This is a genomic window from Nocardia goodfellowii (genome assembly GCF_017875645.1).
Lineage (GTDB): Bacteria > Actinomycetota > Actinomycetes > Mycobacteriales > Mycobacteriaceae > Nocardia > Nocardia goodfellowii.
The window spans coordinates 3458037-3471985 of sequence record NZ_JAGGMR010000001.1 but is presented as its reverse complement, the minus strand read 5'-3'; the positions used below and the strand labels follow the sequence as shown (position 1 = coordinate 3471985).

Genomic DNA, 13949 nt, shown 5'->3' with positions numbered 1-13949 from the left:
CACATCTTGCCAGTACTGAATATCGTTTCCAGGTATGTCTGCTCCGCGACCGCGTGCGAGGCTGACCGCATGACTGGCACGACAACCGCAGCGGATTACGAATGGCTGGAAGAGCTATACCCGGACCTGATGGAGGCGTACTGCCTCACGCTCATTCGGGATATCACCCCCGAGACGCTGCTCAGTGCGCTGAACGCCGCACCGGCGGCCGCACGGACGGGCGTGGATGCCTTACAGGAGCCGAGCTTCGACGCCTGGGACGACCACGCGGGCGACAAACTGTTCGTCGGCATCACCCCGATCGGCGACTGGTCCTTGCTGGTCGAGTTCAACGGGTACCTGGGCACGACTCCGGCGCTGGCAGCCCTGTCGCGTGGCCGCACCGTCGTGTCGCATTTTCGCAATGTCAACGCGGTGGACCACTTCTATTGGTACGAGGACGGTGAGTTGCGCCTGCATTTCGAACCGCTCTTCGCGCACGACCGTGCGGGCAGCCGGGCCGAGGAGATCAGCACCGTGATGCGCGAATCGGGCTTCGACCTGAGCGAGGAGGACGACCGCGACTACGACGCGCACACCGAAGCCGCCTTCGCCCTGGCGCACCGGCTCACCGGTGTGCACATCACACCGGAACTCTTCGAGACCGCCGAATTCACCTGCGGTCTCGTACCGCTGCCGCGCGCTTAGCCGGACACGATCGGCATCCGGCCTCGCGACCAGCCGCCGGCGTGCATGATCGTGTCCATGCAGCGATTCGAGCTCACCCACGTTCCGGCGGCATACGCCTGCATGCTCGTCCGCAGGCCGGCCGAGGAGGTGTTCCGCGCTTTCACCGACCCGGCCGTAACCTCCCGGTTCTGGTACAGCCGGAGCAGCGGGCCGATGGTCGCCGGAGCCGAATTACGGTGGGAATGGGAGACTTACGGCGCGTCCGCCGACGTCAAGGTGCTCGCGGTCGACCAGGACCGCACAATCCGCTTCGAGTGGGGCAACTACGAGCAGCCGACCACGGTCGAACTGAAATTCACCCCGCAGGCCGCGGAAACCACCTTCGTCGAAGTCACCGAAACCGGGTTCCACGGCACCGGCGACGAACTGGTCCAGTGGCTCAACGACACCGTCGGCGGCTTCTCCACCGCGCTGTGTTCGATGAAAGCCCTGCTCGAGCACGATCTCGAACTGAGCGCCGTCACCGACCACCATCCGGCCTGAGCGCTACGCACTGCCCGCGGGCACATCGGCGCCCACCAGTGCCCAGCGCCCGGACAGCGCCCGCCATACGACCGCGGCCAGCCGCAGCAGCATGAAGGCGACCAGACCGGTCCAGATGCCCGCGATACCCCAGTCGAAGAGCAGCGACAGCCAGATGGCGGGCAGGAAGCCGACCAGGGCCGCACCCAGCGTCGCGGTGCGCAGGAACGCGGCGTCGCCCGCGCCGAGCAGGACGCCGTCCAGAGCGAAGACGACACCCGCCACCGGGATGATCGCGACGAAGAACCACCACGCCACGCCGGTACGGTCCAGCACGGCGGGATCGGTGGTGAACAGCTTCGGGATCGCGCTGTAGCCCGCCGCGAAAGCGGCGGCCAGGACGAGCGCGAACACCGTGGACCACTCGGTGATGCGCCGCGCCAGTCGCTGGGCACCGGCTGCCTGACCGGCGCCCAGTGCCGCCCCCACCAAGGTCTGCGCCGCGATGGCGAGCGAATCCAGTGTCAAGGCCAGGAAAGACCACAGTTGCAGGACCAGTTGGTGCGCCGCCACCGAGGCGGCGCCGAACCGGGCCGCCACCGCCGCCGCCGACACGAAGCAAGCCTGGAAGGCGAGACTGCGGGCGATCAGGTCGCGGCCCAGCACCAGTTGCGCCTTGATCACCGACCAGCGCGGTGCGAGCGAAACCCGTTCGCGCACCAGCGCATACAGGAACAGCACGCCGCTCACCGACTGCCCGGCGAGATTGGCCACCGCCGATCCGGGCAGCCCCAGGTGCGGCGCGCCGAGCAGGCCGTGCACCAGCACCGGGCACAGCACCGCCGAAAGCAGCAGGCCCGCAACGACATACATCAGCGGACGCACAATATCCTGCACACCGCGCAGCCATCCGTTGCCCGCCATCGAGATGAGGATCAACGGCACCCCGAACACCGCGATCCGCAGCCACAGCAACGCCTCCGCCGCGATGTCGCCGCCACCGGCGATCGCGTTCGTCAGCGGCACCGCGAACGCCTGCACCACCACGACTATCAGCGCACCCACCGCCACCGCGATCCAGGTGGCCTGCACTCCTTCGGCCACCGCTCCGCGATCATCGCCCGCGCCGTGCCGCCGCGCCGAGCGGGCCGTGGTGCCGTAGGACAGGAACGTCAGCTGCGAACTCACCTGCGCCAAGATCAATCCGCCGACCGCCAGCCCTGCCAGCGCCAGCGCACCCAGCCGCCCCACGACGGCCATATCGAACAGCAGATACATCGGCTCGGCCACCAGCACTCCGAGCGCAGGCAACGCCAACCCGAGAATCCGCTTCGGCCCGACATCCAGCGCCGGATCGCCGTGCGGCGAACCTTCTCGTCGCCGACTCACTCCGAACCTCCCACCTCGACAACCCGACCTCCCCACCCAACCATCCCGCACCGACAATTCGTCCTACGCCTCCGCGAATTCCGGGCCGTTTATCGATGAGCGGCCAACCGCGCGCGGCGATACAGTCGATCCGATGCTGACCGAGATGAGGACCGAGCGGCTGGTCCTGCGCAAGCCGCGCGAGTCGGACCGCGAGACCGTGGTCGCGCTACAGACCGACCCGGAAGCCGAGCGGCTGAACCCGAAACCACATACCGCCGACGGTGCGCGCGCACTGTTCGACATGTGGCTCCAGCAGTGGACCGAGCACGGTTTCGGATACCTGATCGTGTCCGAGCGAGATCATCCCGACGACATTCTGGGCTTCGGCGGCGTGCGGTATCTCGAATGGCACGGCGAACAGGTATTGAACCTCGCCTACCGTTTCTGGCCGCGGGCCTGGGGAAAGGGCTACGCGACCGAAATGGCCGCGGCGGTCGTCGATTGGGCGCAGCGGCAGTTGCCCGGCGTGCCGATAGCCGCCGACATCACGGTGTCCAATGAGCCGTCGCTCCGAGTCGCCGAGCGCCTCGGGTTCGAGGTCCACACGGCCGAGGAGTTCGGCGGCGAGCGTTCCCTGCATATGCGCCGCTGACGGAATCCGTTGCGCGCGTAGCGATCCGGCGATTCAGCCGAGTGCGGTCAGCAGGGCGGCGACGATCGCGTCGGGACTGCCGTAGGTGGTGTAGCCCGCGGCGTAGCGGTGCCCGCCACCGCCGAGGGCCGTCGCCACTGCGGCGACGTCGATGCCGTCACGCATGCCCGGCCCCGAGTCCCGGGACCGCAGCGACACCGTCCAGCGGTCGTCGACGGTGCGGGATTCCTTGAAGACCGCGGCGATTCCGGCTTCGGTGGTGGTACGGACGATGTCGATGACGCTTTCGACTTCCTCCGAACCGACACCGTCTTCGTCCGCACGGCGAACGAAGACGTAGGCCAGACCGGTGCCATCGCGAACGCCGGGCTCCAGGCGTGCGGTGCCGAGGACGCGCGCCAGCATCGGCAGCCACGCGAACGGGTGGGTGTCGAGCAGCGTCCGAGCGATTTCGGGGCCGTCGATGCCGGTGGCCAGCAGACGCTCGGCCAACGCGTGGGTGCCGGGACGAACCCAGCGGAAGGACCCGGTGTCGGTGACCAGGCCCGCGTAGAGACAATGCGCGACATCCGCGTCGATCGGCTCACCCCAGGCATCGAGCAGGCGCGCGATCACGGCGGTCGTCGATTCGGCATCGGGATCGACCACGCCGATGGTGCCGAACCCGGTATTGGAGCGGTGATGGTCGATCACCAAAGTCGTTGCGGCGCCGGCCAATCGACTGGCGAGCGCGCCGAGCCGACCGGCGCTGCCGCAATCCACGGCGATCAGCAGGTCGGTTTCCGCGGGCACCTCGGCCGGCGGTACCAGATGCCGCAGCCCCGGCAGTGTATGCATGGACAGCGGCAGCTCGGCCGGTTCGGCGAAAGACACCCACACCGGGATGCCGCGTCGCGAGAACACCAGGGCCAGGGCCAGGCCGCTGCCGACGGTGTCGGCGTCCGGCTGCACATGGCAGACGACGGTCACCGACTTCGCCGCCGCCAAGGCCGCGATGGCGGCGTCGAACGGCAGCGCGGCGGGGGCGGCCCCATCATGCTCGGCGGCCCGCTCAGCCGCCCCGACGACCGCGCTCGATCCATGCGACATCGCACCGATCCGATCGCGGCCGTCCCCCGCCGGCTTCCCGCTGAGTGTCATTACGCTCGTTACTCGTCGCCGCGGTCGATCTTGTACGGGTCGGCGTCACCCGCCGGCGTGGCATTGGCCCGCGCCGCCGCGACTGCCTCGTCGGCGGCCCTGGCGCGTGCCAGCAGTTCCTCCATGTCGCGGGCGACCTCGGGAACCTTGTCGAGCACGAAGGCCAACGTGGGCGTGAACTTCACCCCGGTGCCCGCGCCGACCTTGGAACGCAGAACGCCCCTGGCCTTCTCCAAACCGGCGGCCGCCGCGGCGTAATCGGGTTCGGCGTCCACCGTCTCACCCATGACCGTGTAGTACACCGTGGCGTCGCGCAGGTCACCGGTGACCTTGGCGTCGGTCACCGTGACGAAACGCAGCCGCGGGTCTTTCACCTCGTGGTCGATCGCGGTTGCCACGATCTCGGAAATCCGCTTGGCGAGTCGGCGTGCCCTGGCTGGATCTGCCATGGCCATCCCCTCTCTAAATCAGTCTTCAGGTCCGAAGATACGCCGGCGCACTGCCAGCAACTCTAACTCCGGACGTGCCGCCACGGTGCGTTCACACCGATCGAGTACCTGGGTCAGATGGTCCATGCCGGAACTGACCAAGGCCACCCCCAGCAACGAGCGGCGGTAGCGGTCCTGTTCCCCGCCCTCCGCGGCACTGACGCCGAAACGTTGTAACTCCGCCAATATCGGACGGATCACCGAACGCTTTTCTTTCAGCGAATGAACGTCGCCGAGCAGGATGTCGAATTCGAGCGCACCAAGAAACATATAAACCCCCGTTTGCTGTGTGGATGGACGAACGCCGCGCTCCCGGAGACTTGTTGCGCCCGGGAGGCGCGGCGTTCAGGCTCGCGGTGCGAACCACTGTCCAGCGGCGACGGCCCCTTTACCACGGGGGGAGGTCGGAACCGTCGCCGTCTCAACTGCGAGAACTACTAGTCGCGCGGCTTTTCGCGCATCTCGTAGGCCTCGATGATGTCGCCTTCCTTGATGTCGTTGTAGGTCAACGTCAAACCGCATTCGAAGCCCTCGCGGACCTCGGTGGCGTCGTCCTTTTCACGCTTCAAGGAGGAGATCGTCACGGTCTCGGCGATCACGACATTGTCGCGAAGCAAGCGCGCCTTGGCGTTGCGCTTGACCGAACCCGAGGTGACCATGCAGCCGGCGATATTGCCGACCTTCGACGAACGGAAGATCGCGCGGATCTCGGCGCGGCCCAGCGGGACCTCTTCGTAGATCGGCTTGAGCATGCCCTTGAGGGCCTTCTCGATCTCGTCGATGGCCTGGTAGATCACCGAGTAGTACCGGATGTCCACGCCTTCGCGGTTGGCCAGCTCGGTGGCCTTGCCCTCCGCGCGGACGTTGAACCCGATGATGATCGCGTTCGAGGCCGAGGCCAGGTTGACGTTGGTCTCGGTGACGCCACCGACACCGCGGTCGATGACCCGCAAGCGCACCTCGTCGTCGATCTGGATCTGCATGAGGGCTTCTTCCAGCGCCTCCACGGTGCCGGAGTTGTCGCCCTTGAGGATCAGGTTGAGCTCCGAAGTCTCCTTCAGGGCGGCATCCAGATCTTCCAGGCTGATCCGCTTGCGGGAACGCGCGGCCAGTGCGTTGCGCTTACGCGCATTGCGGCGGTCGGCGATCTGGCGAGCGATCCGGTCTTCGTCGACCACGAGCAGGTTGTCACCCGCGCCGGGCACCGACGTGAAGCCGATGACCTGGACGGGCCGCGACGGCAGCGCCGCGTCGACATCCTCGCCGTGTTCGTCGACCATGCGGCGCACACGACCGTAGGCGTCGCCCGCCACGATCGAGTCGCCGACCCGCAGCGTGCCGCGCTGGATCAGCACGGTCGCCACCGGGCCACGGCCACGGTCCAGGTGCGCCTCGATGGCGACACCCTGCGCGTCCATGTCCGGATTGGCCCGCAGGTCCAGCGCCGCGTCCGCGGTGAGCAGGACGGCTTCGAGCAGTGCGTCGATGTTGGTGCCCTGCTTGGCCGAGATGTCGACGAACATGGTGTCGCCACCGTATTCCTCGGCCACCAGGCCGTACTCGGTCAGCTGCTGCCGGATCTTGTCCGGGTTCGCGCCTTCCTTGTCGATCTTGTTGACCGCGACCACGATCGGCACATCGGCCGCCTGGGCGTGGTTGATGGCCTCCACCGTCTGCGGCATGACGCCGTCGTCGGCGGCGACTACCAGGATCGCGAGGTCGGTGGCCTTGGCGCCACGGGCACGCATGGCCGTGAAGGCCTCGTGACCCGGGGTGTCGATGAAGGTGACCAGGCGCTCGTTGCCGTCCAGCGAGGTCAGCACCTGGTAGGCGCCGATGTGCTGGGTGATGCCGCCGGCTTCGCCCTCACGGACGTTGGCCTTACGGATCGTGTCGAGCAGTCGGGTCTTACCGTGGTCGACGTGACCCATGACGGTCACCACCGGCGGACGCTGTTCGAGGTCGGACTCGTCGCCCTCGTCCTCGCCGTAGGTGAGGTCGAACGAGCTGAGCAGCTCGCGGTCCTCGTCCTCCGGGCTGACGACCTGCACGACGTAGTTCATCTCGCCGCCGAGCAGCTCGAGGGTCTCGTCGTTCACCGACTGGGTCGCGGTGACCATTTCGCCGAGGTTGAACAAGGCCTGCACCAAGGCAGCCGGGTTCGCGTCGATCTTCTCCGCGAAATCCGACAGCGAGGCACCGCGAGCGAGGCGGATGACCTCGCCGTTGCCGCGGGGCAGCCGCACGCCGCCGACGGCGGGCGCCTGCATCGACTCGTACTCGGCGCGCTTCGCCCGCTTCGACTTACGGCCACGACGCGGAGCGCCACCGGGACGACCGAACGCACCGGCCGCACCACCACGGCCACCGGGACCACCGGGGCGACCGCCGCCGCCACCGGGACGTCCACGGAAACCACCGGCCGCGGGAGCACCGGCACCGGGAGCACCCGTGCCGCCACCCGCACCGCCGCCGCGGTAGCCACCGCCACCGCCGCCACCGGGACGACCGGCACCGCCACCGGGGCGACCTGCGCCACCACCGGGACGACCCGCACCGGCACCGCCCGGACCCGGACGGGCCGAACGAGCAGGCATGGCACCGGGATTGGGCCGCGGCGGCATCGAGCCGGGGCTCGGCCGCGGGCCGCCGGGACGAGCGCCGCCACCCTGGGCAGCGGCCGGGCGGGGACCGCCCTGACCCTGACCGGGACGCGGACCGCCCTGACCCTGACCCGGGCGGGGACCGCCCTGACCCTGACCGGGACGCGGGCCACCCTGACCCTGACCGGGGCGGGGACCGCCCTGACCGGGAGTCGGACGCGGCGCACGCTCACGCTCGGGAGCCGAGGAGAAGGGATTGTTGCCGACGCGCGGGGCCTTCGGACCCGGCTTCGGGCCACCCGGACGCGGACCCGCGGGGGCCGCGGCAGCGGGACGCTGCTGCTGACCCGGCTGCGGGGCGGCCGCGGGCGTGGCACGGGGACCGGCCGGAGCCGGCGCCGTCTTGGGGGCTTCGGCCGCCGGAGCGGCCGGAGTCTGGGCCGGACCCGGCTTCACGGCCGGACCGGGGCGCGCGCCCTCGGACGGACGCGGAGCGGCCTGGGCCGGCGTCGCGGCAGCCGGAGCCGCGGAGGTTTCGGCGGCGGGAGCCGCCGGAGCGGCGGCGGCCGGAGCCGGTGCCGCGGGCCTGGGACCCGGGCGCGGACCGCCCGGTGCGGGCTTCGCGGCCAGCTTGGCCGACGAAGCGGGGCCGGGCTTGGACCCGGACTTGGATTCGGTGCTGGGGGCGCTCTTCGCCGCCAGCGACTCGCGCAGACGACGTGCGACGGGTGCTTCCACCGTCGAGGACGCCGACTTCACGAACTCGCCCTGCTCCTTGAGCTTCGCGAGTAGTTCTTTGCTTGTGACACCGAGCTCTTTAGCCAACTCGTGCACGCGGGCCTTGCCTGCCACTGCTCTCCTCTACATGAGGTCGAGCAGCCCCGCCGTTTCAGGGGACGGCGGCCCGCACGACCTCGGGTTATCTCCGATGGACGTTCATCGTTGGTACTTCACGGTGTGCTCATGAGTGCTCGTGCCTGTTCTCGAGGTAATGCTCCAGGGCTGAGATATCCAGATGTCCGGACACTCGTAGTGCTCTGCCGAATGCTCGGCGTCGCTCTGCCGTGCTCAGACAAGACGAAAGGGGGTGCAACCAGGCACCCCTCCCGGGAAGTCTGCGCCGCGGATCGGGAACGATCGCGACGATACGGGATCCGTCATCCGATTCCCGATCTTGCGCCACGATCCGCAACAGATCGACGGCCAACTCGCGCTTCCGGCACCCGATACATGTGCGCACCGGAGCCACCCGAAGGGTCTTCTCATTGGTGCGTTCGTGCAAAGGAACCGAAGGCTCGCGCTGAACCTGAGACCACTCTACCGCCGACCCGGTCATAACGACGAACTCCGCCCCCGCGGAAGTTGCCGAGCTGCCATCCCGGCGACCCGATTCCTGGGAAAACACGGCCGGGTTGCCGCCTTCCTCGTGCGCTCCGGTCAACCGCGCTGCGCCTCCGACCGCACGCCTTCGCCCATGTCGGGGGCGGCGTCGCTGCGGATATCGATGCGCCACCCGGTCAAACGCGCCGCGAGGCGGGCGTTCTGGCCTTCCTTGCCGATCGCCAGCGACAGCTGGAAGTCGGGCACCACGACACGGGCGGCGCGCGCCTCCGGGTCGACGATGGTGACCGATACCACCTTCGACGGGGACAGCGCATTACCGACGAAGGTCGCCGGATCTTCGGCCCAGTCGATGATGTCGATCTTCTCCCCGGCCAGTTCGCTCATCACGTTGCGCACGCGCTGGCCCATCGGACCGATGCACGCGCCCTTGGCGTTGACGCCGGGCACGGTGGAGCGCACGGCGATCTTGGAGCGGTGCCCCGCCTCGCGCGCCACCGCGACGATCTCGACCGAACCGTCGGCGATCTCGGGTACCTCGAGGGCAAACAGGCGGCGAACCAAATTCGGGTGTGTCCGGGACAGCGTGATCTGCGGACCGCGCGGACCCCGCGAGACGCCGTAGACATAGGCCTTGATGCGATCGCCGTGTTCGTAGGTCTCCCCCGGCACCTGCTCGGCCGACGGGATCAGCGCCTCGGTGCCGTGCAGTTCGCTGCCGATGCGGACCACCACGGTGCCGCGGGCGTTGGCACGCGCGTCCCGCTGCACCACGCCGCCGACGATGTCGCCCTCGTGCGTGGAGAACTCGCCGAAGGACTTCTCGTTCTCCGCGTCGCGCAGCCGCTGCAGCACGACCTGGCGCGCGGTGGTGGCCGCGATCCGGCCGAAACCCTCAGGGGTGTCGTCCCATTCGGAGATGACGTTGCCGTCGGCGTCGAGCTCGCGCGCCATCACGCGGACGTTGCCGGTCTTCTGGTTGATGTCGATGCGCGCGTTGGGCTGATGCCCCTCGGTGTGCCGGTAGGCGGTGAGCAGCGCGGACTCGATCGCGGAGATCACCGTCTCGATCGAGATCCCCTTGTCGGCGACTATCGCGCGCAGGGCTTCGATTTCGATGTTCATTCCACGATCCCTTCGGATGCTGATTCGGATGAGAGGTCTTCGGGTTCGGAACCGGGCAGCGGCTTGCCGGGTGCGATGCCGCCCGCGAGCTCCAATTCTTCGGCGCCGGGCTGGTTGAACTCGACCTGGACCACGGCCTCGGCGATATCGGCCAGCGGCACCGTCGCCAGGCGCGGTTTGGCTTTGCCTCCGAGCACCAGTGCGATCCGCTCGCCGTCCAGCCGGCCGACGCGGGCTTCGAACTTGGTTGCCCCGGCGGGGTCCGGTGAGGTCGCGTCCGCGCGTAGCTTGACCCGGACCTTGCGGCCCTGCGCGCGCCGCCAGTGCCGGTCCGCGGTGAGCGGACGGTTGATGCCCGGGGTGGTGACTTCCAGCAGGTACGCCGTCTCGCCGAAATCGCCCGCCGCGTCGAGTGCCTCGGAGATCTCGTTGCTCAGTGCGGCGACGGCGTCCAGATCGACCGCCGCGTCACTGTCGACGACGATCTTGACCCGATACTGACCCGGATCGCCCGCCTCGTTTTGCTGTCCGGCAGTGGCGATCTCAACGCCCTCGAGGTCGAGCCCTCGGCGTTCGACGAGCCCAGCTACTAGCTGGCTCACCCTTTCCTCGGTCGGCATCGGCATCTGGGGCGGCTCCTGGTTCAGTTGTGACGAGGGGAGAAAGTTTATGTACCGAAGATCTAGCGTAACGCGCTCGGAGAGTGTAAAGGACCAGCTACCGTAGGCAAGTTTGCTGGGTGCATCACACGCGTGGTCACCCAGTCGGCGCGCCCGCGCCGCCACCGGACCGGAAGATCGAATCTGGCACGATGGTGCCGTGCCCATCCGCCTCCTCGCCCCGCCTGCCGGGTGCTCGCCCGGCCACTCTACTTACCCACCCCACCGGCTTCGTCTCCTGCCGTCCCCGGGCACTGCCTTCACCCGCCGCGCCGCATTCCGGTTGGCCGGTGGCGGCGCCCTCGGGGCGCTCGCGCTCGGCGCGAGCACGGCCTGCGGCGAGGAGCCGCTACAGGCGCCGGATCCACTTGCCGCACAGGTCAGCTCGGCCAAGGCCGATGCCGCCGCCGCGACCGCCGCGATCGCGCTGGCACCGCAGAAACAGAGCGCACTGACCGCCATCGCCGCCGAACGCACCGCGCATGCCGAGGCATTGCAGGCCGAAATCGACCGTGTCATCGGCGTTTACGGTGACGGGACCACTCCGGTGCCCCGGACCCGCGCCGCGGCCACACCCTCCGGAGCGGCGGCCCCCGGCGGGACGACCGGTACGCAGGCGCCGCCGGCGGCGCCGATGAGTCTCGAGCAGCTCGGCGAACAGCTCGGCCGGTCCCGGCAGGCGGCGGCCGAACTGGCGCGGGCACTGTCCGGCTACCGCGCGGGACTGCTCGCGTCCATCAGCGCGTCCTGCGCCACCGAAGTAGGGGTGCTGCTCGCATGACGACCGGCCAGCAGCAGGCGCTGCTCGACGCGCTCGACGCCGAGTACGCCGCGGTGTACGCCTACGGCGTGATCGCGGCCTACGCCAATACCGATCGGTCCCGGCTGGTCGCGGAATACGTTGCCGCGCACCGGGCTCGGCGGGACTCGACGATCGACGCCCTGAAGGTCGCCGGTGTGGCCGTGCCCGCCCCGGACGCCGCGTACACCACCCCGTTCCCGGTGGACGATCCGATTCCGGCGGCGAAGCTCGCGGTCACCGTGGAAAACGACTGCGCCGTCGCGTGGCGGGCCGTGGTCGAGCGCGCCGACGCCGCGGACGTGCGCCGCATCGGGATCGACGCGCTCACCGAATCGGCTGTGCGCCAAGCCACTTGGCAGGCGATCCTGGGCACCCAACCGCCGACGATCGCGTTCCCGGGCAAGTCCTGACGATTCCCCGAACCCGAGCACGGCGGCACGACCGGGACCAGCGCGGCACGGCCGGGGAATAGTGCGGCACGACCAGGACCAGTGCGGCACGACCGGAACCAGCGCGCCACGACCAGGACCAGCGCGCCACGACCAGGGACAGTCGGCAGGACCAGGGACAGCGCGCCACGACCGGGGAACAGTGCGCCACGACCGGAAGCAGCGCGGCACCGGGGAAGCGAAGCGCCCCCGGTGCCACTCGGACACCGGTAGCCGGGACGAAAGCCGAGCGCAGCGAGGTGTCGTCCCGGCTACCCCCGCATCTCGTAGGCGCCGTCGTAGGAAGCCACCTGGTTCCAGACGCGGTCGAAGCGGTCCCGATCGGCCAGCGGGGTGCGCAGTGCGCCGACGGCCCATTCGCGCTGGGCCGCGGTGGTGGAGGGCTTGCCGTAGAGCGTGGTGGCGTAGCCGTTGAAGTCGCGGATCTGGAAGTCGAAGATCTGATCCAGCAGGTCACGGTCCAGGTCGGTGAGCGCGGCCTGCTCCAGGATCAGCTGACCGTAGACCACCAGCGAGAACAGGTGTCCGATGGTCAGCATGAAGTCCAGATCCCGCTGCTGGGCCTCGTCCGGCGCGGCGTGCAGCAGCAGGGCGCGCAGCGCTTGGGCCTGCTCGTAGAAGCGAGCCACGTTCGGAACCTCGGAGTGCTTCTCGTACACCGGAGTCCAGTCCGCGAACTGCACCTTGCCGGCGCCGCGCGCGGGACCCTGCCGCCAGAAGAACGCGTCGTCGGCGGCGTCCTGACGGGTGCCGACCTCCGGGTAGTCCTTCGGGTTGAACAGGTAGTTCGGCATGAACTTGAGGATCTGCCCCACGTTGACGTGCACCGTGCCCTCCAGCCGGGGCAGGCAGCTGATCAGGCGCTGCACCTCGTTGAAGTAGGTGTTCTTCTCGAATCCCTTGGCGGCCAGCACATCCAGCAGCAGGGTCATCACGACCTCGCCCTCGGAGGTCACCTTCGACTTGGTCATCGGGTTGAACAGCAGGTAGCGACGGTCTTCCAGGCTGGCGGTGCGGAAGTAGTCGATGGCGCGGTCGCTGAACAGCTTCATCGCGACCATGCGGCTGTAGGCGTCGACGAAGTTGTTGCGCACGTGTGGGAACGCGGTCACCGGGTTGCCGTAGAGGATCCGGTTGTTGGCGTGCGTGATGGCTTCGTAGAAGGAATGTTCGACCATGCCGACGCCGCCGTGGCAGAGGTTGAACTTGCCCACGTTGACGGTGTTCAGCGCCGCGGAGAAGGCTTCCGGGCCGGTGTGCAGGATGTCCTCGGCGCGCACCGGGTAGTTCTCCAGCCGGAAGGTGGAGACGTACATCTGCTGGTGCACCACGTTGCCGATCAGGTGGTAGTTCTCGTGCCGGCTGTCGGCGGCGAACCAGACGTAGCCGTCGGCGCCTTCGAGGTCGGCGCGGCGGGAGAACACCGAGACCATGCTGGCGACGTTGCCGTTGCCGATGTAGTACTTTTCGCCGTTGGCGCGGAACAGGATTCCGGCTTCGTGGTCGGCGCTGCCCGGCTCGGTGGGAGTGAGCACCAGGTCGGTGTTGTAGATGTCGGCGCCGTGCGTTTGCTCGGACAGCGCGAAGGCCATCACCTGACCGTCGGCCAGGTCGGCGGCCGCCTTGCGCTTCGCGATCTCGTTGTCGCTCTGCCAGATCGGGCCCAGGCCGAGGATGGTGACCTGCTCGGCGTACCAGTACGCGAGGCCGTAGAACCCGAAGATCTCCGAGAGCGCGGCGTTGCGGGCGGCGTCCCAGCGCCGGTTCTCGTCACCGTCGGCGTAGGCGGCCGGGGTGAGGAAGGTCGCGAAGAGCTTCTCTTCCTTGACGAACTCGAGGAAGTCGGAAACCCAGGTGGCCTGCGCGTCGTCGGCGAGCAGCTGCGCCTTGCCCCGCGACTCGAACCACTCGATGGTCGCCTTCAACAGGCGACGGGTCTCGGGATCGAAGTGCGCCGGGTCGTAGGTCGCCGGGTTGAACAACAGCGGGTCGGTGCTCGTCATGCCGGTTAACTTACCAGCGGGTAACAGCAGCGCGGGCGAGGTGTGATCAACCGCTGACCTGCAGATTCCACCTACGGAACCGTAGGTCTGCGGGCGGTGCCGCCGACCAGCGGCGGGCGGGCACC

14 protein-coding genes are annotated in these 13949 nt (G+C 68.7%); 5 read left to right on the top strand and 9 right to left on the bottom strand.

Translation table 11 applies throughout. From position 1 onward, the window contains the following. Nucleotides 1-69: 69 nt before the first annotated feature. Both BJ987_RS15770 and BJ987_RS15765 read left to right on the top strand, forming a co-directional pair. The gene (locus BJ987_RS15770; protein WP_209890147.1) at nucleotides 70-687 is read left to right on the top strand and encodes a DUF6461 domain-containing protein; all 618 of its coding nucleotides are present in this window, start codon (nucleotides 70-72) and stop codon (nucleotides 685-687) included. A 57-nt stretch (nucleotides 688-744) separates the two neighbouring features. Further along, nucleotides 745-1212, top strand: a complete 468-nt coding sequence (locus BJ987_RS15765; RefSeq protein WP_209890144.1) for an SRPBCC family protein — start codon at nucleotides 745-747, stop codon at nucleotides 1210-1212. Nucleotides 1213-1215: 3 nt separating this feature from the next. Here BJ987_RS15765 and BJ987_RS15760 read toward each other — a convergent pair whose 3' ends face one another. Next, complete coding sequence (locus tag BJ987_RS15760; RefSeq protein ID WP_245367066.1) at nucleotides 1216-2538, bottom strand: MATE family efflux transporter; 1323 nt, start codon at nucleotides 2536-2538, stop codon at nucleotides 1216-1218. A 175-nt stretch (nucleotides 2539-2713) separates the two neighbouring features. Between BJ987_RS15760 and BJ987_RS15755 the strand changes: the two genes are divergently transcribed. Next, nucleotides 2714-3214 (top strand): GNAT family N-acetyltransferase, encoded by a 501-nt coding sequence (locus BJ987_RS15755; RefSeq protein WP_209890139.1) that lies wholly within the window; start codon nucleotides 2714-2716, stop codon nucleotides 3212-3214. A gap of 33 nt (nucleotides 3215-3247) precedes the next feature. Here BJ987_RS15755 and BJ987_RS15750 read toward each other — a convergent pair whose 3' ends face one another. The 7 genes from BJ987_RS15750 to rimP all read right to left on the bottom strand — a co-directional run bounded on the left by BJ987_RS15750 (nucleotide 3248) and on the right by rimP (nucleotide 10537). Then, a complete protein-coding gene (locus tag BJ987_RS15750; protein WP_245365981.1) occupies nucleotides 3248-4354 on the bottom strand; it encodes a DHH family phosphoesterase in 1107 nt (368 codons plus the stop codon). 8 nt (nucleotides 4355-4362) lie between these two features. Next, nucleotides 4363-4803: a 30S ribosome-binding factor RbfA gene (rbfA, locus tag BJ987_RS15745; protein WP_209890136.1), complete on the bottom strand. Its 441-nt coding sequence runs from the start codon at nucleotides 4801-4803 to the stop codon at nucleotides 4363-4365. 18 nt (nucleotides 4804-4821) lie between these two features. Next, nucleotides 4822-5112, bottom strand: coding sequence for a DUF503 domain-containing protein (locus tag BJ987_RS15740; protein ID WP_194814472.1), 291 nt, complete (start codon nucleotides 5110-5112; stop codon nucleotides 4822-4824). Nucleotides 5113-5279: 167 nt separating this feature from the next. Continuing rightward, nucleotides 5280-8297, bottom strand: a complete 3018-nt coding sequence (infB, locus tag BJ987_RS15735; RefSeq protein ID WP_209890133.1) for a translation initiation factor IF-2 — start codon at nucleotides 8295-8297, stop codon at nucleotides 5280-5282. 109 nt (nucleotides 8298-8406) lie between these two features. Continuing rightward, complete coding sequence (locus BJ987_RS15730; RefSeq protein WP_209898472.1) at nucleotides 8407-8781, bottom strand: YlxR family protein; 375 nt, start codon at nucleotides 8779-8781, stop codon at nucleotides 8407-8409. 101 nt (nucleotides 8782-8882) lie between these two features. After that, a complete protein-coding gene (nusA, locus tag BJ987_RS15725; RefSeq protein ID WP_209890130.1) occupies nucleotides 8883-9911 on the bottom strand; it encodes a transcription termination factor NusA in 1029 nt (342 codons plus the stop codon). Next, entirely contained in the window at nucleotides 9908-10537 is a 630-nt protein-coding gene (rimP, locus tag BJ987_RS15720) for a ribosome maturation factor RimP (RefSeq protein WP_209890127.1), read from the bottom strand. Before rimP ends, nusA begins: the two co-directional genes overlap by 4 nt. Before the next feature lie 193 nt (nucleotides 10538-10730). Between rimP and BJ987_RS15715 the strand changes: the two genes are divergently transcribed. Then, on the top strand, nucleotides 10731-11351 hold the full coding sequence (locus BJ987_RS15715) for a hypothetical protein (RefSeq protein ID WP_307869627.1): 621 nt from the start codon (nucleotides 10731-10733) through the stop codon (nucleotides 11349-11351). Continuing rightward, nucleotides 11348-11782 carry a ferritin-like domain-containing protein gene (locus BJ987_RS15710; RefSeq protein WP_209890124.1) on the top strand — a complete coding sequence of 145 codons (435 nt, stop codon included), beginning with the start codon at nucleotides 11348-11350 and terminating at the stop codon, nucleotides 11780-11782. Before BJ987_RS15715 ends, BJ987_RS15710 begins: the two co-directional genes overlap by 4 nt. Nucleotides 11783-12072: 290 nt before the next feature. On the opposite strand, the gene BJ987_RS15705 is transcribed toward BJ987_RS15710, so the two are convergent. Next, nucleotides 12073-13824: an acyl-CoA dehydrogenase family protein gene (locus tag BJ987_RS15705; protein WP_209890121.1), complete on the bottom strand. Its 1752-nt coding sequence runs from the start codon at nucleotides 13822-13824 to the stop codon at nucleotides 12073-12075. Between the last annotated feature and the right edge of the window lie 125 nt (nucleotides 13825-13949).